Origin of the sequence: Flavobacterium sp. N502540, assembly GCF_025947365.1 — a bacterium.
Taxonomy (GTDB): Bacteria; Bacteroidota; Bacteroidia; order Flavobacteriales; family Flavobacteriaceae; genus Flavobacterium.
The window spans coordinates 528,525-554,660 of record NZ_CP110012.1 but is presented as its reverse complement, the minus strand read 5'-3'; the positions used below and the strand labels follow the sequence as shown (position 1 = coordinate 554,660).

The following is a 26,136-nucleotide window of genomic DNA, read 5'->3' as shown; positions in this document are numbered from 1 at the left end:
CTTTTAATTTTTAATACACATGAAAAAAATATACGGTTTGTTTTTCCTGCTGGCATTGGTAGCCTGTCAGAAAAAAGACAAACATCAGGAAGTAAATGAATTGTTTCAGTCTGATATTACTTTACTGATTGAGAAGGTTGCTAAACTGAAATATTCCGTGCAGTCAGATTCTACCGAAGTACAAATTCAGAGACAATTTCGCGAAGCACATCAAAGTTACAAAAAGGTCGAAATGATAAGTGAGTATTATTCGCCTGCAGTTTCCAAAGCAATAAACGGTCCTGCAATACCTGAGTTTGAAGAAAATGATAAAGTGACCGTTCCACCCGAAGGATTTCAGGTTATTGAAGAATTTGTTTTTCCTAAATATGACAAAGAGCATAAAAAAGAATTGCTTCAGGAGCTGGGTATCTTGTCGGCTAATTTGGCTCGTCTAGAAAAAGTTTCCAAATCCAATCAATTAACAGACGCACATGTTTTTGATGCAATGCGATTGGAAGTATATCGAATAGTTACTTTAGGAATAACCGGATTCGATTCGCCTGTGGTATTGAATTCACTTCCTGAAGCTGTGGCAGCTTTAGAAACCATCGAGAAATATTACAAAGTTTATGTCGAAGATAAGCCAGTTTCAAATTCAAATCAGGTGCTTGAAATATTGAAGAAAGGACAGCAATATTTAAAAACAAATACCAATTTCAATGCTTTTGACCGGGCGTATTTTATCAAAGAAATTGCCAATCCATTAAACAAAGGGCTATTCAAAACCCGATCAGAATTGGGTATTCCGCTCATGAAAGAGCAAAGAGGTTTAAAAACAACAGCACAAACACTGTTTGATTCCCGAGCATTTGATCCTGAAGCATTTTCAGGTTTTCCGGATTATCAAACAACGCCGGAGAAAATTGCGTTAGGAAAAAAGCTGTTCAATGATCCGGTTTTGTCGGGTAACAACACCCGTTCCTGCGCTTCGTGCCATCATGCCGATAAAGCTTTTACCGACGGATTGGAAAGAGCGGTTTCATTAGACGGGAAATCGATGCTGCAGCGCAACACGCCGACATTGAATCATATTGCTTTTCAGCGTGTATTTTTTGATGATTCCAGAGTAAGTTATCTCGAAGATCAGGCCATTGCTGTGATTAAAAATGAAAACGAAATGCACGGTTCTCTTGAGAAATCGGCTTTAGTACTTCAAAAAGATGCGAACTATGTAAGAGATTTCAAAAAAGCATTTCCGAAAGGGACTATTAATGAATTTGAAATCAAGAATGCTTTGGCTTCTTATATTCGGTCATTGAGTCAGTACGATTCGAAGTTTGATGCTTATATGCAAAACAAAGAGAATTTCACAGCGGATGAAAAAGCAGGTTTTAATTTGTTTGCAGGGAAAGCCAAATGTGCGACCTGCCATTTTATTCCATTAACCAACGGAACAGTTCCGCCTAATTTTGACCGATCGGAGAGTGAAATATTAGGCGTTCCAAATAAAAGCAAAAAGCTGGACGGAGATTTGGGCAAGTTTGTCATCACCCAGGCGGCTATTCATAAACATTCGTTTAAAACGCCAACGATCCGAAATATTACACTTACCGCTCCCTACATGCACAATGGAGTTTACAACACTCTTGAAGAAGTGATTGACTTTTATAATGAAGGAGGCGGGTTAGGTTTAGGATTCGATGTTCCGAATCAAACTTTACCGGAAGACAAGTTAAACTTATCAGAGTTGGAGAAAAAACAGCTCATTGCCTTCATGAGAACCTTGACCGATAAGAAGTATCTGAAGTAAATAGTGGGTATAATATCTAAACCCGACAGGTTTTTGAAACCTGTCGGGTTTGTTATTTTTGGGAAAAGTCAATTAATACTTCCGTTAGTCAAAACGTAACTGCCGTTCATCAAACTAATTTTAATAGCGTTGCAGGTTTGTGCTCCTTTGCATCAAATTAATAAACATTATTATCATGAACACGTACAAATTATTATGCTTGGCAGTTATTTTTACATTAATCTCTTTTAAATCAAATGCACAATCTCCGCTTCCTATTCATGTTGGAATAAAAGCAGGATCAAATTATTCCGAACTTCCGGTTTCAAAAGGTTTTGATTCAAAGTATGCAACGGGCTTTTTTGGTGGTGCTATGGCCCGATTTGATTTCAAACGTTTTTTTATTCAAAATGAAATCCTCTACAGTGAGAAATCTTCTAAAATTGAAAAAACAGCTTCTTTGCCTTCTAAAAATGTAAAATGGCGAAGCCTCGAAATGCCGTTGGTAATTGGTTACAAAATAATTGATCAATCGATGCTGAACGTAAGAGTTTTTGGAGGAGGAGTTTATTCTTATGTGCTGGATGAAAATGTTTCTTCTGTGAGTCAATTGAAAACTACCTATGGAAAATTTAATAAATCCAATATAGGCTATCAGGTTGGAGCGGGAATCGAAATTTCGAAATTTACTCTGGATATTACTTATCAGGGAGGGTTAAACAATGTAAGTAAGGAGTTTAGTTCGAAGCCAAATTCGTTTAACATTGGGGTTGGTTATTTTATATTTTAAGTAGGCTTTTTTGGTTTGGCCTTGTCAGCAGCAAAGAATCTTTTTTGGTTCTTTGCTGTTTGTTTGAAAAATATAGGGTTATTTTTGAACATGAAGTTTCTCATCAATTTTTTATTCTTTTAGAATGGTTGTAATAAATAAAAACAGACATCGAATATTTTTAGTTTTTTTCTGGTGTTTACTCGGAATAACGATCTGGTCACAGCTGATCGAGGCTTACGGCGTTCGAGCGGCAGCTTTTCAGGCTTTTTTGGTTTTACTTTGTTCATGTCTTTTGGCGCATTTTCTTAGCGATATTGTATTGCCTGTTGCGTTGCGTAAAAGAAGAATGGCGCTATTTGCGGTGCAAAGTGTCATGGTAGTTTTTATGCTTTCATTTTGCCTGGCCGTTATTGATGCCATCTTTTCAAATTCGCAGACCCGCGCACGATTGTATCCCGACGAAGCAAACATGACGATGATTCAGTTTTTATTTGCACGATTCTTTGGGAGTACCCCTGCAGCTATTTTGATTTGCGGTACTGCCTGCGGGCTTCGGTTTTATCAGGAACATAATATAATCGAAAGAAATCATGCTCAGCTGCAACAGGTTCATCTTGAGGCACAAATCAAGATTCTTCAGGATCAGATTAATCCGCATCTTATGTTTAATGTGCTCAATCACATTCACATTTTGATGCAGAGTGATGTAAAACTGGCTTCGGATTTACTGATTCGGTTTTCGGATATTTTGAGGTATCAATTGTACGAATGCAACAAAGAATACGTGCCGCTGCATCTCGAAATAAAATACCTGAAAGACTTAATTGGAGTCGAAGAAACGAGATGGGGAAATGAATTAAAAGTAAAATGTAAATGGAGTATTGAAGATGCCCAGCTTCAGATCGCACCATTACTTTTAGTCCCTTTAATAGAAAATGCATTCAAGCACGTTTCAAGGCTTCCGGGGCAAAAAGGATATGTGCATTTGGGATGTAAACAAACGGCAAAACAGCTGCATTTTAAGATCGAGAATTCCTATACAGAACAATACAAAATTCCTTCAAAGAATCAAGGGCTCGGACTTGAAAATGTCAAAAAAAGACTCGCGATTCAATATCCTGAAAAACACCAGTTAAACATCATTAAAACCGATTCTGATTTTACGGTAATCGTGGTTTTAGATTTGAAGTAAAAGATTTTGCCGTTTCTGATAGCACAATGTCATGAAATTAAAAGATTTTAGATTGAAGAGTAACGATTGCAGATTTTTGATTGGGTATTGATAAGGGTGGAATAGGATCTATTTTCCTGAATTTCACATCTCAGAAATCAAAAATCAGCAATCATTTTAACTATTGGGTTTAATGAAGAACAGTAAAAAAATAAAGAAGAAAAAATCTGCCTGATCTGCGAGATCTGCGGGAAAAAATAAAAAAATAAAATATGAAAATGAAATGTCTTGTTATCGACGACGAACCTATTGCAAGAAACGGAATAGTAGATTTTGTTTCTAAAATTGATTTTCTTGAAGTCGCAGGTACCTGTGCGTCCGCATTAGAAGCCACTTCGTACATTCAGGAAAAAGAAGTCGATTTGTTGTTTCTGGATATTAATATGCCGTATCTCACGGGGCTGGAATTTCTGGAATCGCTGGACAATCCGCCTTTGGTTATTTTTACGACAGCTTATTCTGAATATGCTCTTGAAGGGTATCGTTTGCAGGTGGTCGATTATTTATTAAAACCCATTACGTTTCAGCGTTTTTATCAGGCTGCTTTAAAAGCAAAACAATGGCATCAGATGCTGGGTGCGCCAAGGCAGAATCAATTAGATCCTTATTTGTATGTGCGTCAGGAGGAAGGATTTCAAAAGATCTCCTGGCTCGATATTCTCTATATCGAGGGAATGCAGAACTATGCAAAGCTCCATTTTAAAGATAAGGTTCTCGTAATTCATCAAACGATGATCTCTTTAGAAGAAACACTCCCGACAGAAATTTTCTTTAGAATTCATAAATCTTTCCTTGTAAATATTACTCATATTGACTCTGTTTCCGGTGGACGATTATTTATAAAAGGACAAGAACTACCCATTTCAAGAACACGCCGCGAAGCATTACTGAAAGAGGTAGTCTATAAAAACTTATTAAGCCGATGACCCTAGAATTGCCATTTTAGGGCCACAGCTCCGTAAAATGTAGTCGTGAATCTAGGATTAGCCATGTCTTTCTCCTTGAAAATATCCTTAATTTTTCTGTTGGTACTGGAGAAGCTGCGTAAAAGTGTCGATCCTGCCGTTGGTTGCAGTGTCCAGTGTTTGCCAAGCTTAATTTCAGGCTGTATACCGGCGATAATTTGCTGATACCCCAATAGTGATGTTCTGTTATTCACTTTTGTTTCTGCCGTCATTCCGCTTAGTTCGACAACCGCTTTTAAGTCAAAATTGTCTGAGATTCGATATCCAAATTGCAGACTTTCCGGAAAGGTAATTTTAAAATGCCATGCACCTCTGGACTCCCAGTTGAAATAAATTCCCGGAAGCACCATCGGAACACCAAAACTATTGGTTAGTACAGGCCCCATACCAAATGCCATATTGGGATTGAAATGTTTGATGAAAAACACACCGCCCTGAAGCAATACATCATCTTTGTTAATTTCAACCATATCTGTGTAAACCCCCACAGAAGCCATTATCATTAACGACCAGGTTGGTGAGATAGAACGTAAATGTTTGACTCCGATTTGCGCATTCAGCATTTCATTAGGAAATCCACCCTGAAATTCTACCGGAAGAGACTGAATTTCATAATTCTTGTTTTCCATTTTGGCATAACTTCCGTTTGCAAAAAGAGACCAGAGTTTTGGACGGTTGTATTGGTCCATTTCCAGAGAAAGAGGTATTTCAAAAGCAATTTGCGCCCTTTTGAAATTACTTTCAGCACTTGTTTTAGTACTGTCCATTGGACGGACATAGTTGGAGAACGGAACATAATCAACTTTAAGTTCTCCTGCTATTTTTGATTGCGATTGTGCAGCAATACTAGTCAATAAAAAAAGGAAAAGCTGCGATAGATAAAAGATTGTTTTGTTCATGATTTGATTAATTTTTCTGCGAATTACCGCGTTCTAAACCAATCACGAAAAATCATTTGACTAATGGCAGTTCTCTTTTGACCAATGGTATAAAAAACACCAAACCCGATAGAATTTAACTTCTACCGGGTTCATACCAAAAACAAAAAAATAAATTAAACTTAATCTTTATAAATCAAAACCATAGGCTAAACGTAAAGCAACCTGATTGGTTTTGAATTTATTATAATCCTCATAACGGACACTGATATCAATATATTTGTTGGCATAACCAATTCCCGGTGCCCATAAAAAAGTAGTGTCGTCATATCCGTTTGTGACAGCAAAACCAGCACCTACTTCTCCTAAAACATAAAACTGATCTTCCCAGATAAAAGCTTTAAAACCTGCTTTCGCCGGAATGAATCCAAGATCTTTTGCGTCATTTTTCATAAACAGATTTGTAAAACCTGTTGTTAAGGTTAGCGATGTTTTTTTAGATAAATCGTACTGCAGACGAACATCTCCTCCAAGTGACCATTTATAGTCATTATCCGTCGGGATACCACCATTTAAACCAAAGCCTAATCTAAAACCCTGATTATAATTCTTAATGGTACTGTCCTGAGCGAAAGTGGTATTGGCGTATAAGAAAGCGAAAGCAGCGAGGCATAACATTTTTAAATTTCTCATGACAATCATTTTTGAATTTCTAATATTGTAAAAGTAGTTTCAGGATCTTAACATTCTGTTATATAATTTTTAGGATTTGTTATATAATATCAGGGTCTCTTAAAAAGCACTTAATATTAGCTTATGTTTTTAATCGTAACAAAGAATCCAAAGCTTCTGATTATCTTTGCCGACTAAAAAAGAATCGAAGTGAATTTTAAGCAGTATACCAAAGAGTTTTCATATAATTTAAGATTAGCATACCCCATTATATTAGGAATGGTCGGACACACCCTAATAGGAATAGTCGACAATATAATGGTAGGAAAGTTAGGAAGTACAGAATTGGCAGCCGTTTCGTTAGGAAACAGTTTGATTTTTATCGCCATGTCATTAGGAATTGGTTTTTCGACCGCCATTACACCGATTGTAGCGGAAGGTGATGCCGAAAAAAATGATGGTAAAATTCGTTCTGCGTTTCATCACGGATTGTTTTTATGTATCTTGTTAGGGCTACTGCTTTTTGGAGTTATTGTTTTGGCCAAACCGTTAATGGAATTACTAGAGCAGCCTGCCGATGTAATTGCTCTTGCGAAACCGTATCTGGATTGGGTAGCTTTTTCTTTGATTCCGTTAATTGTGTATCAGGGATACAAGCAATTTGCGGATGGACTTTCGCTGACCAAATATTCAATGTATGCTATGGTTATGGCCAATGTGCTGCACGTTGGAATCAACTACATGCTGATCTACGGAATCTGGATTTTTCCAAAAATGGGAATTATCGGAGCAGCATTGGGGACGGTGATTTCAAGAATATTTTTAGTGATGTTCATGCACATCATGCTTTCGCGAAGAAACGATTTGAAACGTTTCTTTAAAAACTTCAGTTTTAATCAAATCAAAAAGGAAACGCTGAAAAAAATAATCAGTATCGGATTTCCGTCGGCGATGCAAATGCTTTTTGAAGTGGTTTTGTTTACTGCGTCGATCTGGCTTTGCGGAAACATTGGAAAAACCAGTCAGGCTGCCAATCAAATTGCTTTAAGTCTGGCGTCAATGACCTTTATGTTTGCTATGGGATTAAGTGTAACTTCGATGATTAGAGTAAGCAATCAAAGAGGTTTGATGGACTATAAAAATTTAGTTGTGGTAGCGCGTTCGATCTTTTTACTCGCGATTATCATCGAGACATTCTTTGCAATTCTGTTTGTAGCGTTTCATGATTTCCTTCCTCATATGTTTTTGAATATGGAAAACGGAGGTCAGCTTCTGGACAACAACGAGGTAATAGGTATCGCGTCAAAATTACTTTTAATAGCGGCCGTTTTTCAGATTTCTGATGGAATTCAGGTAGTTGTTCTGGGAGCATTACGTGGATTGCAGGATGTGAAAATCCCGATGTACATTACATTTGTTGCCTATTGGGTCGTTGGTTTTCCCATTTCCTATTACCTTGCGGAATATACAGAACTAAAAGCGCAGGGAGTTTGGATAGGACTTTTGGCGGGATTAACGACTGCTGCAATATTTCTTTATCTTAGATTTCATTACCTGACTAAAAAATTAATCAAAAATTCAGTTTCAAATACTTAAATTTGGACTGCAAAAGAATCAGTTGCAGCTAAAAAGAGGATTTAAAAACACTCTGAAACCGCTGCAATCGGTGAGCCAATACATAAAAATAATAAATCAATACAAATGGAATTACCTAAATTTTTACTCGGAGACAATACTGATTTTCCAGATGATATTTTCATCATTCACCTGGATTACCCAAGATTCATTATCAATTTAAAAGATGATGAGGTAGAATTCATGGAAGAAGCAGAAGATCTTGATGAAGCAGAGTTAAATGCTGAAATGGAAGGTTTAATTGTTTTGGCAAACGAGTTTTACGATCGTGAAATAAACCGTTACGAAGAGTAAAGACATACAGAGGTGTGTCTTTAGGATGTACCCCAATCTAAAAACATTTAAATCTTTCTAATGAAAAAATTAAGTTTTTTAAAACCTATCATTAACTTCATCGCGATCGGATTGCTGATTACCACTTTAAGCCGATTATTTTTGTTTTTTATTTTTAAAGACAGAGTAACAGAAACACCAAATTTCTGGTATATTTTTCCAATTGGACTTCGAATGGATTTGATTTTGCTTTGCTATATGTCTTTCCTGCCGGCAGTTTTAATTACTTTTCTGCCTGATAAAGCATCGAAGTTTACCAATAAATTTCTTGTAATTTATAGTTTTTTATTGCTGTTTCTGATTCTGTTCGTAGAGTTGGCAACGCCCGATTTTGTAAAACAATATGATACACGTCCCAATAAAATTTTCTTAGACTATCTGATTTATCCAAAAGAGGTAGTCGGAATGCTGCTTAAAAGTTATCTGACTTCGATCATTGTAACTTTTTTAATTTTAGGAGTAGTTTTGTATTTTGCCTTCAAAAAAGGAAAAAAATACTTCTACACGAGCAGTGCAGACTATAAAATTAAATTGATGGTTTTTCCGTTATTGGCTTTTTTATTGTTTTTTGGAGCACGTTCAAGTCTTACCTCAAAACGTCCGATCAATGCCAGTAATGCTGTTTTCTCAACAGATCAGCTGACTAATACTTTGGGATTGAATTCTTTTTATACCGTTGCTTTTGCGGCATATTCCATTAAAAATGAAGGAAACACCAAGATGTATGGTAAAATGGAAGAAGCCGAGGCCATTGCCCGTGTTAAAAAATACATGATTGCAGGTCCTGGTGATTTTACAGATGCCGAAATTCCGTTTTTACATGTACAGCAACCAGACACACTTTTGAAGAAACCTTACAATTTAGTTATTTTTCTACAGGAAAGTTTAGGAGCGGAGTACGTTGGAATTTTAGGAGGAAAGCCTTTAACACCTGAGTTTGATAAACTGTCAAAAGAAGGTTTATTGTTTACCAACTTGTATTGTACAGGAACCCGTAGTGTACGTGGAATCGAAGCAGTAGTAACCGGATTTTTACCTTCGCCTTCAGAAAGTGTCGTAAAATTAGGAAACTCGCAGCAAGGATTTTTCACCTTAGCCGATGCGCTGAAACAAAAAGGGTACGAAACCAGTTTTATTTATGGTGGAATGGCGAATTTCGATAATATGGCTTCCTTTTTTAATGGAAATGGATTTCAGGATATCGTAGATCAGGAGGATTTTGAATCAGACGGAAACAAGTATGCTTTTAAAGGAACCTGGGGGTATTCAGATGAGGATCTGGTAACCAAAGCGAATAATTATTTTAAAGCAAAAGGGGATAAGCCATTCTTTTCTTTAATGTTTTCGACGTCCAATCATGAGCCTTTTGAATATCCTGCGGGACGTATCAAACCTTATGATGCCAAACCTGCAACGGTAAATAATGCCATGAAATATGCCGATTTCTCGATTGGGAAATTTTTCGAAATGGCTAAAAAAGAGCCTTATTTCAAAAACACCATTTTTATCGTAATCGCGGACCACAATACCAGAACCTACGGTAAAAACTTAGTGCCAATCAATAAGTTTCATATTCCGGCTCTGATCATGGGACCAGGAGTTAAAAAAGGAACAGTTTACAGTAAATTGGCAAGTCAGATTGATATTCCCCCAACCTTATTAAGCTATTTAGGATTGCCGTTTGAAACTCCGATGGTAGGAAGAAATCTAAACAAATTAGATCCAAAAACACAAGGAAGATCAATTATGCAGTTCAATGATATCAACGCCTTCAGAGTCGAGAACCAGGTCGTAATTATGCAGCCTAATTTGAAACCTCTACAGTTTGAAATCAAAAACGACACCACTTTAATTCCTGTTAAGTTAAATGAAGACTTAGCAAAAGATGCTTTGGCACATGTTATTACAGCAGGAAATTTATATAAAGAAAATAAATATAAACTTAGGGATAAGAAAAAGTAATTTCCAGTTTATTGTAAATAAAAAGCTGCTAAGTATAGAAGTACTTAACAGCTTTTTTTTGTTAAAATTTAAAAATAAGGGGTAACAAAAAATAATTTAATTGATTTATACTAAACCAAAAGGCGTAACCTGAAAAGCCAAAGATAGAGTAGGGACAATTAAATTTATTTATTATGAAAAAATTACCGCAAAAAAAATCTGAAGTATTAAAAGTAATGTTAGTCTTTGTGTCTGCCGCTTTTTTTATAAGCTGCAACAATGAATCTGTTGAAGATCAAAATACTCAATTATCAAACACTGAGCAGCAAAATCAACCCGATACTAAGCGGGTGTATTATACTTATCCAATCGTTGTGCGAGCTTGGGGGGCACATAATGTTGACTGTAGTCAGCCAGAAGGGTTTTGTAATTTTACTATTTACGACACGTACAGAAATTATAACTTTTTTAAGCCACACCCAGATGGAACACCGGTACGTGTTACAAATGATAAAGGAAATTTTGTTATGGAAATTCAAAAAAGTGCTTTAACTCCAGAACATAAAAAAGTATTATTGCGAAATGGAGAAGTTTATGTAATACCTGAAGGACAGACTATAGATTCGGAATTAGTCAAATCTTTAAAATTCAATTCAGACATTTTAGTTCCCGGTAAATATCTTATTCAAGAAAGTGAAGCGACTTATACAATTTCAATTCATGTAAAATAAATGAAATATTTAAAAAAAGCTTTAAGAAATTAGAAGCTGTTTTTATACTCATTTAACAAGAACTGAGCGGCTGCAAAAGGTGATATTTCATCATTTTGCACCGCTTTTTTGATTTGTACCAATTGCCCAATAATCTCAGGATGATTGTAAAAGTTTGATTTCAAATGTTCATCAATGGTTTCCATCATCCAGAACTGATTTTGCTCTTTTCGCCTTTCCTGAAAGAAGCCCGTTGCGCTGGTCGTTTCCGTATAATCAGAAATGGTATTCCAGATTTCAGAAATGCCCTCTTTGGTAATGGCACTGCAGGTAGTAACTTTTGGCTGCCAGTTCGATTTTTTTGGAGGAAACAAATGCAAAGCCCTGTTGAATTCCAGTTTGGCCTGATTGGCTTTTTTGATGTTATCGCCATCTGCTTTGTTGATTACGATAGCATCAGCCATTTCCATAATGCCGCGTTTGATCCCCTGAAGTTCGTCGCCGGCACCTGAAATTTTTAGTAGTAAGAAAAAGTCCACCATGCTGTGAACGGCAGTTTCACTTTGTCCTACACCAACTGTTTCTATAACAATCGTGTCAAAACCTGCGGCTTCACATAAAATAATCGATTCCCTTGTTTTACGAGCTACACCGCCTAAAGTATCTCCCGAAGCGCTTGGTCTGATAAAAGCATTTTCGTCTTTTACAAGTTCTTCCATTCGGGTTTTATCACCTAAAATACTGCCGTGTGAAATAGAGCTGCTGGGATCAACTGCCAGAACTGCAACTTTTTTCCCCAATTGAGTCAGGTAACTCCCGAAAGTTTCAATAAATGTACTTTTTCCAACACCGGGAACTCCAGTGATTCCAATTCGGATCGATTGATTGGCATGTGGCAGACAGCCTTTTATAACCTCGTTTGCTTTTGCAGTATGTTCCGGATTGGTACTTTCAACCAGTGTGATCGCACGACTCAGAGCCGTAATATTTCCGGTTAGTATACCATCAATTAGCTCCTTTGAAGAAGGTTGTTGTCTTCTGTTTTTTTTAATTTGCTGAATAGCAGAAACATTGGTGATTTCTGGAGGAGAAATTCCGGCTTTTTCGTGTAAACTACCTGATCGTTTTTTTGAACCTGACAAAATATACTTTTTGGTAGTGTAAAAGTACAGAAAACAAAAACAGTTTCAAAAAGGATTTTTTTAGCTGCAAAGGTTCAAAGCTGCAAAGGTTCAAAGGTTCAAAGGCACATAGGTACAAAGATACAAAGTGATAAAACCTTTGCCCCTTGTACCTATGTGTCTTTGCGCCTTAAGATTTAGTAAGCTGCTGTAAAACGAACCTGATGATGTTTCGGAGTTTCAGCTTCGTCAGCGATAACGACTGCCAGATCTTCTACAGAAAGAATACTTCTCTGGTCGTCATTAAAAACCGGATTTTCTAAACCTAAGCGGTATTTTCCGGTTCGTCCGGTAGTGATTCCGTGGTGCATTTCAAAAGCAGGACTAAAGAAAGCCCAATCCAGTTCTTTTTCTTCTTTCAAGATATTCAAATAATCTCTTGCTGCTGTGGCTCCCGCATGGTATTCTTTAGGGAAATCAGGTGTGTCAACAGCCTGTAGGCCCGGAGCTACGAATAAACTTCCTGCTCCTCCAATAGTAATAAAACGTTTTACTCCCGATTTTTTCACCGCTTCCTGAATGGCTTTTGATCCGGAAATAAAATCATCATAAATATTTGGATTGGTCCATCCCGAATTGTAAGCATTGATAACGATATCATTTCCTTTTAAAATTTCAGACAAAGCTTCTACATTAAAAATGTCTGCACTTTTCCACGTTGCATTTGAGCTGTCTTTTGGGTTTCTGGCAATAGCCGTAAGGTCATGATTTCTGTTAGCGAGTTCGTTTAAGATTGCGGTACCTACAAATCCGGTTGCTCCAATAATTGCGATTTTCATAATATATAAATTTAATTAGTAATAAAAAATGTTACAGTTTTGTGTAAAAAAATAGTTTTAGAATTGATTAGAAAAATCTTCCAAGGAGATTCCATCTAATTGTAAACTAACTTTTTGATTCATTTCAGCATACAAAGAGCTCAAATTTTGATTGATCTTTTTTCCAACCGGACAATCCGGATTAGGCTGATTTTTGGCATAACCCAGATTGATCGTTTCAAAAGTCATTTCAAATATTTCTTTTAATGTAATTTTCGAAGGATCAACCGACAGTCTTGTACCGCCGTTTTTACCTTCTTTACTTTCAACAACATGATGTGCTTTTAAATTGGCAATTTCTTTTCGCACCAAAACCGGATTCAGATTAATACTTCCTGCAATAAATTCCGATGACAAAAAATCGTTTGGGAATTTAGTGAGCAAAGTTAAAATGTGAATCGTTATGGCAAACTTACCTGAAATCATACTGTAATAAAATATGTTACAAATGTATGATGTTTTTTGAAACAAAAAAAAGTTTTAACTAAAAATTAATTCTATTTCGAAACGATCCTTCAAAGAAGCTCAGGTTAAAGTGATAGAAAATGCAAGTTTTAGTTCGCTGTAACTCCTTTAAAGCTAGATTGTTTTTTGATGGAAGAGAAGTATACCCAGCTAATAAACAAAAGCTGCAGCGGTACTCTGAACCACAAGTAAGAAATGCCTTTTCCGCTATAATTGGCTGTTTGTAAATTGATACTGTGAGCGGCGGCATAGATATTGGCCGGAAGTAAAACGATAAAAAACACGATCAGCAGTTTAGCAGTAAGCACTCTCGTTTTTGGAATTAATAAGCCCACTGCCGCCATGAGTTCTATAATTCCCGTTGCATAAACAATTGCGGTCGGCCAAGGCAAAAAAGAGACCATCATCGCCATTCCCTTGGTAAATACAAAATGACTTACGGCTGTAAAGACAAGCATGACAGCCATGGCAATTCTGGCTGACTGAAAAATTTCAATTTTTTTTGAGATTAGTTTTATAAAAAGCAACGTAATGACAAAAACACCTATTAACACAATTAAAGTTTCCATATCTTTTTTTTAACAAAGTTGCGCAGTAATGCGATTGAAAACAATGAACCTGGGTTAATAAATGCGTTTTCTGATTCTGCTCAAAGCTTGTGGAGTGATGCCAATATAAGAAGCAAGATATTTTTGAGGAATCCTTTGTATGAGCTGTGGCTGTTCTGTAAACAGATTCAGATAACGCTGTTCGGCAGATTCGTTCAGCAGCGAAAGTTCTCTTTTTGTTTTTTTAAGAAACAATCCTTCACTGGCAAAGCGCCCGATGGTATTTCCAATCTTAGTTTCGGCATAAATATCCTGAAGATCTTTGTAAGATATGCGCCAGAGAACAGTTTCTGCGAGGGTTTCAATCGTATAAGTGACAGGTAATCTTGTGATAAACGAATCATAGCCACTCGTAAATTCGCCATCGAATACAAAAGTAAAAGTACGGTCGTGATCCTGACCGGGAATGTAATATCTTACCAATCCTTTTTCGACAAAAGAAAGATAATTTTCGATGGTACCCGCTTTCAGTATTGGAGTTTTCTTTGGAAATTCTTCCCGAATGAGCTTAGATGAAAAAAAATTCCATTCGGCATCTGAAAGTTTTGCCATTCGTTCAAAATTGTCTCTTATCGATTGCATTTGTTTTTGAAATTAGATCTTAAAAGTAGCAAAAAAATGAGAGAAGCAGTCTGATTTGTGTGATGCATCCAATAATAAATGTCTATTTTTGTGACTACTAAATGATATGAGCAACTTTATTCAAATATTTTTATTTCTTGCACTGGGTTTACTTTTACAACGCATAAAGCAATTTCCAACTCACCTTTATAAGGTTTTAAATAAGGTCGTTCTTTATGTCTGCCTGCCCGCGATTACTTTGTATCATATTCCGAAAATAAAATGGAGCAATGAATTACTGTTCCCCATACTGTCGGGCTGGATTGGTTTTCTGTTGGCTCTTGTATTTTTTCATTTTCTGGGAAGAAGATTAGGCTGGTCAAACAAACTGATTGGCTGCCTGATTTTAACAGCGGGACTATGTAATTCCTCTTTTTTAGGGTACCCTATAATTGAAGCTCTGTTTGGTAAAAAAGGATTGGAAACTGCAATTCTTGTAGACCAGCCGGGAACGTTTGTGGTGGTTTCTACACTAGGAGTTTTTGTAGCAGCTTTTTATTCTAAAGGAAGCGCGGATGCTCTAAGTATTTTAAAAAAGATCATCTTATTCCCTCCGTTTATTACTTTTTTAGTGGCCTGTTTGCTGAATGTTCTCCAATACGATTTAGATACGAATGTTCAGTCTGTTTTAGTTAAAGTGGGGAGCCTTGTGACTCCTTTGGCCTTACTTTCGGTTGGATTACAGCTTACTTTTGATCGAAAAAGCCAGCACTGGCAATTTTTGCGCCTCGGACTTTTCTTTCGGCTAGTAGTAGTTCCGTTTGTTATTTTGGTTTTATACGTTTTTATTTTAAAGCAGCATTCCGAAGCCGTTAAAATAACCATTATGGAAATGGCCATGGCTCCCATGATTACAGGTGCGATCTTAGCGTCGACTTATGGATTGAAACCGAGATTGAGCAGTATGATGATTGGTTTCGGAATCCCGATTTCATTTATTACCCTTACAATTTGGTATTGGATTCTGAGTTTAATTTAGTTTTAAATACTAATTAGATAGAGAATGTAGAACTTTAACTTTTTTTTAGAAAATCGGTGTTTTCTTTGTGCTTTTTTTGACTAATTTTAGAGAAACTAAAAAATATATTATTATGTCAACATTAAGATTAGGAGATATTGCTCCGGATTTTCATGCAGAAACAACCGAAGGGCCAGTTAAATTTCATGAATGGTTAGGTGATTCCTGGGGTGTTTTATTTTCGCATCCTTCAGACTTCACTCCGGTTTGTACTACCGAATTAGGAACAGTTGCCAATTACCTTCCGGAATTTACCAAAAGAAATACAAAAGTTATCGCGTTAAGTGTAGATGGTTTAGACTCACATTTAGAGTGGATCAAGGACATTAACGAAACTCAGAATACAACGGTTAATTTTCCAATCATTGCAGATGAGGATAAAAGAATTGCGACTTTATACGATATGCTGCATCCAAATGCAAGTGATAAATTTACAGTGCGTTCTGTATTTGTAGTGGGTGCCGATAAAAAGATCAAACTTACTTTAACCTATCCGGCTTCAACCGGAAGAAATTTTGACGAGTTACTACGTGTTATAGACAGTTTGCAATTAACGGCCAATTATAGTGTAGCCACTCCCGCCAACTGGAAAGACGGAGAAGATGTGGTGATTACACCAGCTGTTCCGGATAGTGATATTCCTGCGAAATTTCCAAAAGGATACACACCAATAAAACCTTATTTGCGTATCACACCGCAACCTAATAAGTAAGGTTCTGAGAGACTAAGGTCCTGAGGGACTTATTTTTTTAGTCATTGCGATTTAATAAAGATTCCGAGTTTTTAAGAGTTTTTTCTTAAAGGTTCGGAATCTTTATTTTTTCCGGATTCCGGAATCGAATAATAATTTTAGGATTATACTGTTTAAAGTAGATGCGAAAAGTGATTAATGCTCCGCTTATGAAACGAAAGTTACCAACTATTGAATTGTTTTTCGCAATAAAAGATTTGTATTGTAAGTTCGCTGTATGAATGCTTAAATAAGGGATTCTTTATATTGGTTACGATTGAAATCTGAATTACACCAAAAGGTTTGAATCTAATTTTCAGTTTGTGAGAATCGATAATAAAAGCAACATCCTTATGGTATTCGAAAAAAAGTAATTAAACCCCAAAATAATATGATTTCTAAAACAAACTTAAAAACGATCGGTTCGCTCGTAATTATGCTATTTCTTTTCAATAGCTGTGATAAGGGAGATAGTCCTGTTGATTCTGAATCAAAGACACCTGAGACTACAGATCCCGAGACACAGACACCTCCACCAGCTGTTACCACAAACCTGAGTATAGAATCCTCCAATACGTTTGGAATTTTAAAATTATCACAAGACGATTTTAATTACTGGAACAGTCATACGGTAGATGAAACAGCGACCGTAGAAAAACTTAAAACGCTTTGTAAAACTGAAATTTATCCGGTTTTGAAAGATGATTTTGATTTTATTGTGATCGTATTAAATAATGCAACAAGTACTCCTCCTGCTGGAATGCCTTATGGTATTTATCAAAGGGTGAAAAATGATACACAGGGTATCGGACTTAGTCTGTCAGACAATACAAAAGATTATGGTTCTGCGGGTAAACTGCAAGGAGTTTATTTTCTTTATCTAAATAATATTCAGGGAGGACCTATTTTACATGAGATGTTTCACCGATGGGCCAATTATGCCGTTCCGCAAGATTATGCATACCATTGGGATAAAGTAAAAGGAATACTAAGCGGAGTATCCAATAACATTGCTGATATTGAATTGTATCTTGCAGGAGCGATTCCCGCCTCGGAAATTAAAGATGCCGAGAGTCTGGCTATTTATAATGATCCCCGTTTTACCAATAAAACAAGAATTCCGAACAGTACTAATTCGCAAAAAAGTTTTAAATCGCTTTTGGTAGTCATGAATCCCACAACTCTGACAGATGCCGAAATAAAATCATACAAAGATCAAATTGCTAATGTCACCCGTACACCTGCACAAGGAGTCACTACAGGCTATCAGAATTTGTATAATAAAAGCAGGGGATTGCTAACGTTAACCATAGGTAATTTGGATAAATCCAAAAAATAAAATTGAATTATGACTAAAAAATACAATACGAATTGTAAAGGCAATGTTACAAAAAAACAAACCTTATTAATGAAGTATACGCCACTTGCCTTTTTGCCTGTTTTATTTTGTGTCTCTTCCGTGCTATTTTCTTGTAGTCATGATAATTTGGAGGAAAAGAAGGATCCTACGACGGAAAATCCTAAACCTGATGAAGAACTTCCAAAGCCGGATACTCCAAATAGCCCAGGGAATAATGCAGGGCTTAAAGACCTTATAAGTAAACAGCAATTTCTGGAGTTGTTCCCTTATCGTTACGGAGCAGAGCAGAGCAATAACTGGATAGTGAATCCTTCAAAAGATTTTTATACCTACGATGCGCTAATGAAAGCAGTTGATCTTATGGCAGACCTAAAGGTTGTTATCGAAAGAAAAGGTTGGTTTCAGAAAATAACCCGTACTAAAAAATCGACCAATGAGACAAAAGTGATTAAAGAAGATGCTGATTTCAGTGCTTCCTGGAACAATAATACCGTAGTTAGACAAGAAGTTGATTATGCAGATTTTATAAGCATTGGTTCTTTGGAAGTACGAAAAAGAGAACTAGCCGCTTTTCTTGCTAATATATCTCATGAAACTACGGGGGGCTGGTCAACGGCACCAGGAGGAGCCTATTCATGGGGCTTGCACTTTCGTGAAGAGGTAGGCTATGATGAAAATAGCACGACAGGTTACAGAGAGGAGAATAACGTGAATTATCCCCCAGTGGCAAAGAAATCCTACCATGGGCGAGGACCCATACAGTTGAGTTGGAACTATAATTATGGACAGATAAGTGAATTTTTATATGCAGATAAAAACGTACTGCTTAAAAATCCTGAAAATGTAGTCAAAGATGCGGCTTTGGCGTTCCAGACTGCCATATGGTTTTGGATGACACCACAGGCTCCTAAACCTTCGTGTCATGCTGTAATGGTTGGTCAGTGGTTGCCAACCCAACAGGATATTAATGAGGGACGTAAACCCGGTTTTGGAGCGACGATTAATATTATCAATGGTGCTTTAGAATGCAATAAAGCAGATAGTGATAAAACACAATCAAGAAGAGGTTTTTATCAAAGATATTTAACGGTTCTTAACACCAGCGATCCTAATTGCGAATGTCAATGCGATAAAATGCAACCGTTTAAATAAGGTATTATCTGGTTGAAACAGAATATAAAAAAGCTCCAAACATTTTTTTGTATGGAGCTTTTTTTCTTGGGATCTCAGAATCTTAGTGACTTTTGACCAATTCGGCCATTTTCTTTTTATCTCCTACAACCCAAAGAATATCATTTTTTTCTAAAATTAAGCTTGATTCGGGATTCAGAAGCCTATTCCCATTTCGCTCAATTCCAACCACCATACCATTGGTTTTTGTACGGAATTGACCAATGCTTTTTTGTACAAAATCTTCGGGAGAGACTTCAAATTGGCGTAAAACAATATCCGTTTCTGCTACTTTTTCCGGAGCCTCGATTTCATTTTGATTGAGGTATTTATTGAATTCAGTAACCTGAGCATCGGTACCAATAACACAAATTTCATCACCGGGGAACAGACGCTCATTTTTAGTTGGAATTGGAATTGTAATATCTCCTCGTTTGATGTAAGCAATATTGATTCCCATTGATTCCCGAATACGCAGTTCTTCTAAAGTTTTACCCACTAAATTAGATTCTGTCCCAATATCAAAAAAAGACATGTGACCGTCCCATGGCATTAAATTAGCGTAACGTCTATCGATTTTTTTGTTTTCGCGATCATTTAAATTTTTAAGAAAATGACTTTCAATTTTATGGTATTGTTCGTTTAATTTTTTAGGGAATATTTGATAGACTACGATGGCAATAACCAAAGCAATAAAGGCAACTAAAGGAGAGAAGAAGATGTTTAGTAAAAATCCAATTAAGAACAATCCGAGACTCATTCTAATCAGAATCAGCATCAATATTGCACCACGGTATTTTCGTTCTTCCCATAAAGAATCGACTTCTTCTACTGCCACTCTTCGAAGGGAGAGTGCCCATAAGAACGGCGCAATAATGACCAGAGTGATAAGAGCCGCCAATGCATTTCCGAATCTTGTTTCTGCAACTAAAGGCGCAACAAATTTTACCGATAATAAAATAATTGCTGTGATAATAATAGTGTGCAGAACGATTTGAATGATATAAGCATTAAGCACTTTTTGCCAAACACTTACGGATTTTATTGCCTGTGCATTGACACTGTAACGATTGATGTTTTTAACCCATCTTTTAGGAAGTTTTCGTTCCAGAAAATCAGAAAATGGCACGGCATATTTGACCATAAACGGCGTTGTAAAAGTAGTGATGGCCGAAACAGCAACCACTACCGGATATAAAAAGGAGCTGGTTACATTTAGTGTCATTCCCAATGTAGCAATGATAAACGAAAACTCCCCGATTTGAGATAAACTCATCCCTGTTTGTACAGATTGTTTTAAAGGTTGTCCGGCCAGTAATGCACCAATAGTCGAACTGACAGACTGGCCTATGATCGTCACAAAAGTTAAAATAGCAACTGGCAGTGCATGCGTGTATAACATTTTAGGGTCGATAAGCATTCCAACTGATACAAAGAAAATAGCTCCAAATAAATCTTTTACGGGTTTTATAAGATGTTCGATGTGTTCTGCCTGAGTAGTTTCGGCAATGATAGATCCCATGATAAAAGCACCCAAAGCAGGTGAGAAACCTACATTTGCGGCAAAACTTACCATTGTTAAACAAAGGGCAAGCGAAATAATCAGCAGCATTTCATCCGTTAGTAAATGTTTGGCTTTTTTAAGTAAGGTTGGAATAAAAAAGATTCCACCCAGAAACCATACAGTCAGGAAGAAAATCAGTTTTAGTACAGACATCATCAGTTCACTTCCTGAAAATTGCTGACTTACTGCAATGGTTGAAAGTAATACCATCATCAAAATAGCAACAAGATCCTGCACAATTAAAGACCCGATTACAATTCCGGCAAATTTTTGAGCTTTTACGCCTAGTTCATCAAAGGTTTTCAGGATAATGGTTGTTGAAGAAATAGAGAGGATGACCCCTAAGAAGATACTATCCATCTGTTCCCAGCCCATCCAGCGCCCGACCATATAACCCATGACGACCATCGTTATAATTTGGGTAATAGCCGTTATAGAAGCGGTTCCGCCAACTTTCATTAGCTTTTTAAAACTAAATTCAAGACCTAAGCTAAATAGTAAAACTATTACACCAATTTCTGCCCAAACTTCAACACTTTTCATTTCAGTAATGGTAGGAAAGAAATCAAAATGATTTCCGGCCAAAAAACCCGCAATTAGATATCCTAAAACCAGAGGCTGCTTGATTAGTCTAAACAACAGAACAGCAATCCCTGCAGTCAGCAGGATGAGACCTAAGTCGCTAATTAAAGGTTGTAAGTGGTGGGTAGATGCGGTGGCGGCGTTTAATGCGATCATAGAGTAGTGTTTTTTGTTAAGAAAATCATCCGGCTTTTTGTTTCAGTGTTTTGCTAAAAAAGATACGGCGTTTGGAAATAACAGTTTTTCATGGCAAATAAATTCACTGAACTCCTTTGAAAAATAAAAGTGGAGTGAATCAGCAGGACTAATTTTTTTAATACAATTTGTAAATAAAAAAAGCTATCGATAAAGATAGCTTTTTTTGAGAAAATATTTTAGGTTTTCTTTAAATTCCCACATAATTACTAGGGGTAATGGCTAATAATTCGGCTCTGACAGCATCAGAAACTTCTAAAGTTGCAATAAAATTATGAATGGCATTTTTGTCAATTGCTTCATTTGTTCTGGTTAAACCTTTCAAGGCTTCATACGGATTTGGATAAGCCTCACGACGAAGGATTGTTTGAATTGCTTCGGCTACAACAGCCCAGTTTTTCTCTAAATCTTCAGCAAATTTGGCTTCATTCAGCAATAGTTTGTTTAAACCTTTAAGAGAAGCTTCAAAAGCAATAATGGTATGTCCCATTGGAACTCCGATATTACGTAAAACGGTGCTGTCTGTTAAATCACGCTGCAATCTCGAAACCGGTAATTTTGCGGCTAAATGCTCAAAAATAGCATTCGCAATCCCTAAGTTTCCTTCTGAATTTTCGAAATCAATAGGGTTTACTTTATGGGGCATAGCAGAGGAACCAATTTCTCCTGCTTTGATTTTTTGTTTGAAATAATCCATCGAAACATAGGTCCAGATATCGCGATCTAAATCGATAATGATCGTATTGATTCTTTTTAAAGCATCGAAAAATGCAGCAAAATGGTCATAATGTTCGATTTGAGTGGTAGGGAAGGAGTGGTGTAAACCAAGATCCGTTTCTACAAATTTATTACCAAACTGTTTCCAGTCGATTTGTGGGTAAGCTACATGATGTGCGTTGTAATTTCCGGTTGCACCGCCAAATTTAGCCGCAAACGGAATATTAAACAACAAACGCATTTGTTCTTCTAAACGCTCTACAAAAACTAAAATTTCTTTTCCTAAACGAGTAGGTGAAGCAGGCTGTCCGTGTGTGCGTGCCAACATTGGAATAGCGGCCCATTCTACGCTTAGTTCTTTCAATTTAGAAATTAAAGCAATCAACGATGGCATATAAACCTGCTCAAACGCTTCTTTTGTTGAAAGCGGAATCGCAGTGTTGTTAATATCCTGAGAAGTTAATCCGAAGTGAATGAATTCTTTGTATTGAGATAAACCCAGTTTTTCGAAAGCATCTTTGATAAAGTATTCTACGGCTTTTACGTCGTGATTGGTTACTTTTTCGGTTTCTTTAATCCAAAGAGCATCTTCAGTAGAGAAATTTTTATAGATGTTTCTTAAACTTTCAAATAGATCAGGATTTACGTCTGAAAGCTGTGGTAAAGGTACCTCGCATAAAGCGATGAAATATTCAATTTCAACCAGTACACGGTATTTGATTAAAGCTTCCTCAGAGAAAAATGGCGCTAATGAAAGGGTTTTATTTCTATATCTTCCGTCAATTGGAGATATAGCATTCAATTCGTTTAAAGTAGTCATTGTTATGTTGTTTGTTCGAAAGGCACAAATATAAACAGAATTTGTGGATAAAAAAGGATAGTTCTTAGTCTTTAGTGATTAGTCCTTAGTTGTTTGTTTTATTCTTGAGGCTATGGACTAAGGACTAATCACTAAGAACTTAAAAATTAAAGCCAGATTCTAAACGATCTCTTAAAGTTGCTACACCTTTTGAAGCTACTTCGGCAATTACTTCTACTTTATTACGGAGGTTTGGGATGCTGATTGGATTTGGATCAATATAGAAAACAGGTGTGACAGAGGGAGTGTATGAAATTAATCCTGCCGCGGGATATACTTGTAACGATGTTCCGATAACGGCAAAATAATCGGCTGTTTCGGTAATGTCGATGGCTTCTTCAAGAGCAGGAACGTCTTCGCCAAACCATACAATATGAGGACGAAGCTGATGTCCGTTTTGGTCCAGATCACCGGTATAAAGGTCTTCTGCCCAGTCTAGAATTAAATTGCGATTTTGAGTGCTTCGTACCTTTAGTAATTCTCCATGTAAATGCAGGACTTTGGTGCTTCCGGCACGTTCGTGTAAATTGTCTACATTTTGAGTGATGATGTGCACATCAAAATCACGTTCTAATTCGGCTAGAATGGTATGCCCTGAATTGGGTTCTACCTCCTTAAGCTGCTGGCGTCTTTTGTTGTAAAAGTCCAGAACCAATTCCTGATTTTTTCTCCATCCTTCAGGAGTGGCAACTTCCATCACATCATGACCTTCCCATAAACCATCACTGTCACGAAAAGTTTTGATCCCGCTTTCAGCACTAATCCCGGCTCCGGTTAAAACCACTAATTTCTTTTTCATTGTATTGTAATTAAAGGATAAAAATAGTGATTTCCTCATTTAGTTTCGGAATAGCTGCATTACCATTTTTTTATAGTTTAGATAACCGATAAAAGCGTATTTATACTTATTGTTTCGGTCTTACAAATTATCTAGTTTTAGTGAGCAATAAAAGAAAAGAGTTTTAAAATGATTTTAATACAATTTACGGGATTATCGGGTTCGGGTAAAACAACATTAGCTGAAAATGTTCGACAGCTTTTAATCGAAAAAAAGTATAAAGTCGAGATAATTGATGGTGATGTATATCGGAAAACCATCTGTAAAGATCTGGGATTTTCTAAAGAAGACCGCTGTGAAAATGTCAGACGTCTTTTTAATGTCGGACGAAATTTTGTTGTATCAGACACGATCGTTTTGATGTCAGTTATAAATCCATATGAAAATCTGAGAAACGAATTGCGCAATCATGAATTTGTCAGAACTGTATATTTAGATTGTTCGATCGATAATTTAATCGAAAGAGATCCTAAAGGACTGTATAAAAAAGCATTATTATCGGATAATGATCCTGATAAAATAAAGAATTTTACAGGAATAAGCGATATTTTTGAAACTCCGCTACAAGCAGATTTAGTGCTGAAAACCGATATAGAAACCGTTCCTGTTTCGACTCATAAACTGTATCATTTTATTTTAAACAGTTTACCTGATTTGGTTTAACCTTTAAAATCGGGTTTCCGAATTGTATTTATTTTACTTATTTCTTTGATGATAAAGCGTTTGTAATTTTTTATATTTACAAGCCCCAAAGTATACTGTCTAATTTAATTTTTTAATGCCTATGAACCCTTCTTCGAGTAAACTCCCAGTTTCTTTTTCGATAGATAAACTACAAAAAGACCTTGAAATATGTGAAAATGATCTATGGACGCCTCACTTTAACACAGGTGATTATAGCGGTAATTGGACAAGTGTATCCTTAAGGTCACAGTCGGGTTTGATAAACGATATTACCTCTTTTGCGAATAAAAGTTATAAAAATACAGAGTTATTAGACAGATGTCATTACTTTAAAGAGATCATGGATTGGTTTCAGTGCGAAAAGGAAGCCGTACGATTATTAAGGTTAGGCCCTCAAAGCAAAATAAAAGAACATACAGATAACGATACCTCATACGAAGAAGGTTTTTTTAGAATTCACGTTCCTATAATTACAAATTCTGAGGTACTTTTTTATGTAGATAAAAAATTGGTTCCCATGAAAATAGGAGAGTGCTGGTACGCTAATTTTCAGCTGCCGCACAGTGTGGAGAATAAAAGTTCCGAGGCACGTATTCATCTTACGTTGGATTGTCTGCGAAATGACTGGTCCGATCAATTGTTTGCTGAAATGGGCTTTGATATTCATTATACTCCAAAAAAAGAACAATATTCTGATGAGGTAAAACAGCAGATTATTGCAGAACTTTCCCGAAACCCGTCGGCAGCAGGAGCTCAGATTATTGCCGATTTACAATCATAATAAATGCCGAAAAATGGAAAACATGAATCATCCTTTACTAAATTGGATTCCCTATAAGTTAATAGAAAAAGAAAATGAAGTTTATCTGGAATGGCTGTACCTGGCGGATAAAAGATATGTCGATCCTTTTTTTGATGAAACCATTTCGAAATGTAAAAGTCATGCTTATAATTCAACATCATTTAAAATTGTTAGTAGGGTAGAAAATTTAGTAGACTGGTCAAACGAATTAGTTTCGGCAGATCTAAAATCACTCGTATTTCATGTGTCCCGATGTGGTTCTACAATGCTGAGTCAATCGCTGGCAACTTCGAAAGAGAATATTATGATTTCGGAAGCACCTCTTATCGATGAAATTTTAAGAAGTCATAATTTTGGAACAGATAAAAAAAGCGAGCTTTTACAATCGGCTTTGAAATTCTTAGGTCAAAAAAGATTTCCGGAGCAAAAGAATTTAATTGTAAAATTAGATGCCTGGCATATTTTTAAAGCCGGATATCTGAGGTCAATATTTTCCGGGCTGCCTTTTGCTTTGCTTTTTAGAAATCCGGGTGAAGTCTTAAAATCGCATCAAAAAATGATGGGGATGCACATGGTTCCGAATTTATTGCCACCTGATGTTTTTGGAATCTCTGCTAAAGAAATTAGCGAGATCAGTTTCCAGCAATATGGAGCCTTGGTCTTAGGGAAGTATTTTCAGGGTTTTCTGGATTTTTATGAAACAGATCAGAATGTCGTAAAACTCAATTATAACGATGGTATGAAAAGCGTCATCGAAAAGTTCATATCTTTTATTAATATTGATTACAGTACCGATGAACTTGAAAAAATGTATGAAAGACTCAACAGACACTCTAAAAATGAAAATGCCGTTTTTAAAGGCGATTCGTTCAAAGAAGAAGTTCTGGAGGTCGATTTGACATTGGTAAACAGTTTGCATAAAAAGCTGGAGAATATTCTTCTGGAGGATGTAACAACTTGAAAATAGTTTTTATTTTTTCTTTCTGTTTTATTTAAAATGTATTTTTGTGGCAAAT

25 protein-coding genes are annotated in these 26,136 nt (G+C 36.4%); 15 read left to right on the top strand and 10 right to left on the bottom strand.

The genetic code is table 11. The features are described from left to right. Nucleotides 1-19: 19 nt before the first annotated feature. From OLM58_RS02470 to OLM58_RS02455, 4 genes are all read left to right on the top strand, one after another. Nucleotides 20-1,792 (top strand): cytochrome-c peroxidase, encoded by a 1,773-nt coding sequence (locus tag OLM58_RS02470; RefSeq protein ID WP_264531075.1) that lies wholly within the window; start codon nt 20-22, stop codon nt 1,790-1,792. A gap of 175 nt (nt 1,793-1,967) precedes the next feature. Beyond that, on the top strand, nt 1,968-2,561 hold the full coding sequence (locus OLM58_RS02465; protein WP_264531074.1) for a porin family protein: 594 nt from the start codon (nt 1,968-1,970) through the stop codon (nt 2,559-2,561). 124 nt (nt 2,562-2,685) lie between these two features. Further along, nucleotides 2,686-3,735 (top strand): sensor histidine kinase, encoded by a 1,050-nt coding sequence (locus tag OLM58_RS02460; protein WP_264531073.1) that lies wholly within the window; start codon nt 2,686-2,688, stop codon nt 3,733-3,735. Nucleotides 3,736-3,986: 251 nt separating this feature from the next. Beyond that, nucleotides 3,987-4,700, top strand: a complete 714-nt coding sequence (locus OLM58_RS02455) for a LytR/AlgR family response regulator transcription factor (RefSeq protein WP_264531072.1) — start codon at nt 3,987-3,989, stop codon at nt 4,698-4,700. 2 nt (nt 4,701-4,702) lie between these two features. Here OLM58_RS02455 and OLM58_RS02450 read toward each other — a convergent pair whose 3' ends face one another. Beyond that, the gene (locus OLM58_RS02450) at nt 4,703-5,638 is read right to left on the bottom strand and encodes a DUF6268 family outer membrane beta-barrel protein (protein WP_264531071.1); all 936 of its coding nucleotides are present in this window, start codon (nt 5,636-5,638) and stop codon (nt 4,703-4,705) included. 168 nt (nt 5,639-5,806) lie between these two features. Next, nucleotides 5,807-6,310: a hypothetical protein gene (locus OLM58_RS02445; protein WP_083342548.1), complete on the bottom strand. Its 504-nt coding sequence runs from the start codon at nt 6,308-6,310 to the stop codon at nt 5,807-5,809. A 189-nt stretch (nt 6,311-6,499) separates the two neighbouring features. Between OLM58_RS02445 and OLM58_RS02440 the strand changes: the two genes are divergently transcribed. The 4 genes from OLM58_RS02440 (at nt 6,500) to OLM58_RS02425 (ending at nt 10,929) form a co-directional block, all read left to right on the top strand. After that, nucleotides 6,500-7,885 (top strand): MATE family efflux transporter, encoded by a 1,386-nt coding sequence (locus OLM58_RS02440; protein WP_264531070.1) that lies wholly within the window; start codon nt 6,500-6,502, stop codon nt 7,883-7,885. A 105-nt stretch (nt 7,886-7,990) separates the two neighbouring features. Beyond that, nucleotides 7,991-8,218: a hypothetical protein gene (locus OLM58_RS02435; protein ID WP_017495128.1), complete on the top strand. Its 228-nt coding sequence runs from the start codon at nt 7,991-7,993 to the stop codon at nt 8,216-8,218. A 60-nt stretch (nt 8,219-8,278) separates the two neighbouring features. After that, nucleotides 8,279-10,219, top strand: a complete 1,941-nt coding sequence (locus tag OLM58_RS02430) for an LTA synthase family protein (RefSeq protein ID WP_264531069.1) — start codon at nt 8,279-8,281, stop codon at nt 10,217-10,219. 173 nt (nt 10,220-10,392) lie between these two features. Further along, nucleotides 10,393-10,929, top strand: a complete 537-nt coding sequence (locus OLM58_RS02425) for a hypothetical protein (RefSeq protein ID WP_264531068.1) — start codon at nt 10,393-10,395, stop codon at nt 10,927-10,929. A 29-nt stretch (nt 10,930-10,958) separates the two neighbouring features. On the opposite strand, the gene meaB is transcribed toward OLM58_RS02425, so the two are convergent. The 5 genes from meaB to OLM58_RS02400 all read right to left on the bottom strand — a co-directional run bounded on the left by meaB (nt 10,959) and on the right by OLM58_RS02400 (nt 14,562). Then, nucleotides 10,959-12,050, bottom strand: a complete 1,092-nt coding sequence (gene meaB / locus OLM58_RS02420; RefSeq protein WP_264531067.1) for a methylmalonyl Co-A mutase-associated GTPase MeaB — start codon at nt 12,048-12,050, stop codon at nt 10,959-10,961. 176 nt (nt 12,051-12,226) lie between these two features. Continuing rightward, entirely contained in the window at nt 12,227-12,868 is a 642-nt protein-coding gene (locus OLM58_RS02415; RefSeq protein ID WP_264531066.1) for an NAD(P)-dependent oxidoreductase, read from the bottom strand. A 57-nt stretch (nt 12,869-12,925) separates the two neighbouring features. Beyond that, on the bottom strand, nt 12,926-13,333 hold the full coding sequence (locus OLM58_RS02410) for an Rrf2 family transcriptional regulator (RefSeq protein ID WP_264531065.1): 408 nt from the start codon (nt 13,331-13,333) through the stop codon (nt 12,926-12,928). A gap of 128 nt (nt 13,334-13,461) precedes the next feature. Next, on the bottom strand, nt 13,462-13,941 hold the full coding sequence (locus OLM58_RS02405; RefSeq protein WP_264531064.1) for a hypothetical protein: 480 nt from the start codon (nt 13,939-13,941) through the stop codon (nt 13,462-13,464). A gap of 54 nt (nt 13,942-13,995) precedes the next feature. Continuing rightward, complete coding sequence (locus OLM58_RS02400; protein ID WP_264531063.1) at nt 13,996-14,562, bottom strand: Crp/Fnr family transcriptional regulator; 567 nt, start codon at nt 14,560-14,562, stop codon at nt 13,996-13,998. Between the two features lie 106 nt (nt 14,563-14,668). On the opposite strand from OLM58_RS02400, the gene OLM58_RS02395 reads away from it, so the two are divergent. The 4 genes from OLM58_RS02395 (at nt 14,669) to OLM58_RS02380 (ending at nt 18,861) form a co-directional block, all read left to right on the top strand. Continuing rightward, nucleotides 14,669-15,580, top strand: a complete 912-nt coding sequence (locus tag OLM58_RS02395; RefSeq protein ID WP_264531062.1) for an AEC family transporter — start codon at nt 14,669-14,671, stop codon at nt 15,578-15,580. Nucleotides 15,581-15,692: 112 nt separating this feature from the next. Continuing rightward, nucleotides 15,693-16,331, top strand: coding sequence for a peroxiredoxin (locus OLM58_RS02390; protein ID WP_017495137.1), 639 nt, complete (start codon nt 15,693-15,695; stop codon nt 16,329-16,331). Between the two features lie 409 nt (nt 16,332-16,740). Then, nucleotides 16,741-17,688 carry a hypothetical protein gene (locus OLM58_RS02385; protein ID WP_264531061.1) on the top strand — a complete coding sequence of 316 codons (948 nt, stop codon included), beginning with the start codon at nt 16,741-16,743 and terminating at the stop codon, nt 17,686-17,688. Nucleotides 17,689-17,697: 9 nt separating this feature from the next. Further along, complete coding sequence (locus OLM58_RS02380; RefSeq protein ID WP_264531060.1) at nt 17,698-18,861, top strand: chitinase; 1,164 nt, start codon at nt 17,698-17,700, stop codon at nt 18,859-18,861. A gap of 82 nt (nt 18,862-18,943) precedes the next feature. Here OLM58_RS02380 and OLM58_RS02375 read toward each other — a convergent pair whose 3' ends face one another. The 3 genes from OLM58_RS02375 to OLM58_RS02365 all read right to left on the bottom strand — a co-directional run bounded on the left by OLM58_RS02375 (nt 18,944) and on the right by OLM58_RS02365 (nt 23,595). Beyond that, entirely contained in the window at nt 18,944-21,181 is a 2,238-nt protein-coding gene (locus tag OLM58_RS02375; protein ID WP_264531059.1) for a cation:proton antiporter, read from the bottom strand. 229 nt (nt 21,182-21,410) lie between these two features. Then, the gene (gene purB, locus OLM58_RS02370; protein ID WP_017495141.1) at nt 21,411-22,757 is read right to left on the bottom strand and encodes an adenylosuccinate lyase; all 1,347 of its coding nucleotides are present in this window, start codon (nt 22,755-22,757) and stop codon (nt 21,411-21,413) included. A gap of 139 nt (nt 22,758-22,896) precedes the next feature. Further along, nucleotides 22,897-23,595: an SIR2 family NAD-dependent protein deacylase gene (locus OLM58_RS02365; RefSeq protein WP_264531058.1), complete on the bottom strand. Its 699-nt coding sequence runs from the start codon at nt 23,593-23,595 to the stop codon at nt 22,897-22,899. A 168-nt stretch (nt 23,596-23,763) separates the two neighbouring features. On the opposite strand from OLM58_RS02365, the gene cysC reads away from it, so the two are divergent. The 3 genes from cysC (at nt 23,764) to OLM58_RS02350 (ending at nt 26,081) form a co-directional block, all read left to right on the top strand. Then, a complete protein-coding gene (gene cysC / locus OLM58_RS02360) occupies nt 23,764-24,297 on the top strand; it encodes an adenylyl-sulfate kinase (protein WP_264531057.1) in 534 nt (177 codons plus the stop codon). Nucleotides 24,298-24,418: 121 nt separating this feature from the next. After that, the gene (locus tag OLM58_RS02355; protein WP_264531056.1) at nt 24,419-25,099 is read left to right on the top strand and encodes an aspartyl/asparaginyl beta-hydroxylase domain-containing protein; all 681 of its coding nucleotides are present in this window, start codon (nt 24,419-24,421) and stop codon (nt 25,097-25,099) included. Between the two features lie 13 nt (nt 25,100-25,112). After that, the gene (locus tag OLM58_RS02350) at nt 25,113-26,081 is read left to right on the top strand and encodes a sulfotransferase family protein (RefSeq protein WP_264531055.1); all 969 of its coding nucleotides are present in this window, start codon (nt 25,113-25,115) and stop codon (nt 26,079-26,081) included. Nucleotides 26,082-26,136 lie beyond the last annotated feature (55 nt).

Coding starts and splice junctions, on each gene's coding strand:
- OLM58_RS02350 (WP_264531055.1), top strand. CDS start 25,113: ATGGAAAACATGAATCATCCTTTACTAAATTGGATTCCCTATAAGTTA.
- OLM58_RS02470 (WP_264531075.1), top strand. CDS start 20: ATGAAAAAAATATACGGTTTGTTTTTCCTGCTGGCATTGGTAGCCTGT.
- OLM58_RS02390 (WP_017495137.1), top strand. CDS start 15,693: ATGTCAACATTAAGATTAGGAGATATTGCTCCGGATTTTCATGCAGAA.
- OLM58_RS02435 (WP_017495128.1), top strand. CDS start 7,991: ATGGAATTACCTAAATTTTTACTCGGAGACAATACTGATTTTCCAGAT.
- OLM58_RS02405 (WP_264531064.1), bottom strand. CDS start 13,941: ATGGAAACTTTAATTGTGTTAATAGGTGTTTTTGTCATTACGTTGCTT.
- cysC (WP_264531057.1), top strand. CDS start 23,764: ATGATTTTAATACAATTTACGGGATTATCGGGTTCGGGTAAAACAACA.
- OLM58_RS02430 (WP_264531069.1), top strand. CDS start 8,279: ATGAAAAAATTAAGTTTTTTAAAACCTATCATTAACTTCATCGCGATC.
- OLM58_RS02455 (WP_264531072.1), top strand. CDS start 3,987: ATGAAAATGAAATGTCTTGTTATCGACGACGAACCTATTGCAAGAAAC.
- OLM58_RS02465 (WP_264531074.1), top strand. CDS start 1,968: ATGAACACGTACAAATTATTATGCTTGGCAGTTATTTTTACATTAATC.
- OLM58_RS02365 (WP_264531058.1), bottom strand. CDS start 23,595: ATGAAAAAGAAATTAGTGGTTTTAACCGGAGCCGGGATTAGTGCTGAA.
- OLM58_RS02395 (WP_264531062.1), top strand. CDS start 14,669: ATGAGCAACTTTATTCAAATATTTTTATTTCTTGCACTGGGTTTACTT.
- OLM58_RS02425 (WP_264531068.1), top strand. CDS start 10,393: ATGAAAAAATTACCGCAAAAAAAATCTGAAGTATTAAAAGTAATGTTA.
- OLM58_RS02410 (WP_264531065.1), bottom strand. CDS start 13,333: ATGATTTCAGGTAAGTTTGCCATAACGATTCACATTTTAACTTTGCTC.
- OLM58_RS02415 (WP_264531066.1), bottom strand. CDS start 12,868: ATGAAAATCGCAATTATTGGAGCAACCGGATTTGTAGGTACCGCAATC.
- OLM58_RS02355 (WP_264531056.1), top strand. CDS start 24,419: ATGAACCCTTCTTCGAGTAAACTCCCAGTTTCTTTTTCGATAGATAAA.
- OLM58_RS02380 (WP_264531060.1), top strand. CDS start 17,698: ATGACTAAAAAATACAATACGAATTGTAAAGGCAATGTTACAAAAAAA.
- OLM58_RS02450 (WP_264531071.1), bottom strand. CDS start 5,638: ATGAACAAAACAATCTTTTATCTATCGCAGCTTTTCCTTTTTTTATTG.
- purB (WP_017495141.1), bottom strand. CDS start 22,757: ATGACTACTTTAAACGAATTGAATGCTATATCTCCAATTGACGGAAGA.
- OLM58_RS02460 (WP_264531073.1), top strand. CDS start 2,686: ATGGTTGTAATAAATAAAAACAGACATCGAATATTTTTAGTTTTTTTC.
- OLM58_RS02445 (WP_083342548.1), bottom strand. CDS start 6,310: ATGAGAAATTTAAAAATGTTATGCCTCGCTGCTTTCGCTTTCTTATAC.
- OLM58_RS02375 (WP_264531059.1), bottom strand. CDS start 21,181: ATGATCGCATTAAACGCCGCCACCGCATCTACCCACCACTTACAACCT.
- OLM58_RS02385 (WP_264531061.1), top strand. CDS start 16,741: ATGATTTCTAAAACAAACTTAAAAACGATCGGTTCGCTCGTAATTATG.
- OLM58_RS02400 (WP_264531063.1), bottom strand. CDS start 14,562: ATGCAATCGATAAGAGACAATTTTGAACGAATGGCAAAACTTTCAGAT.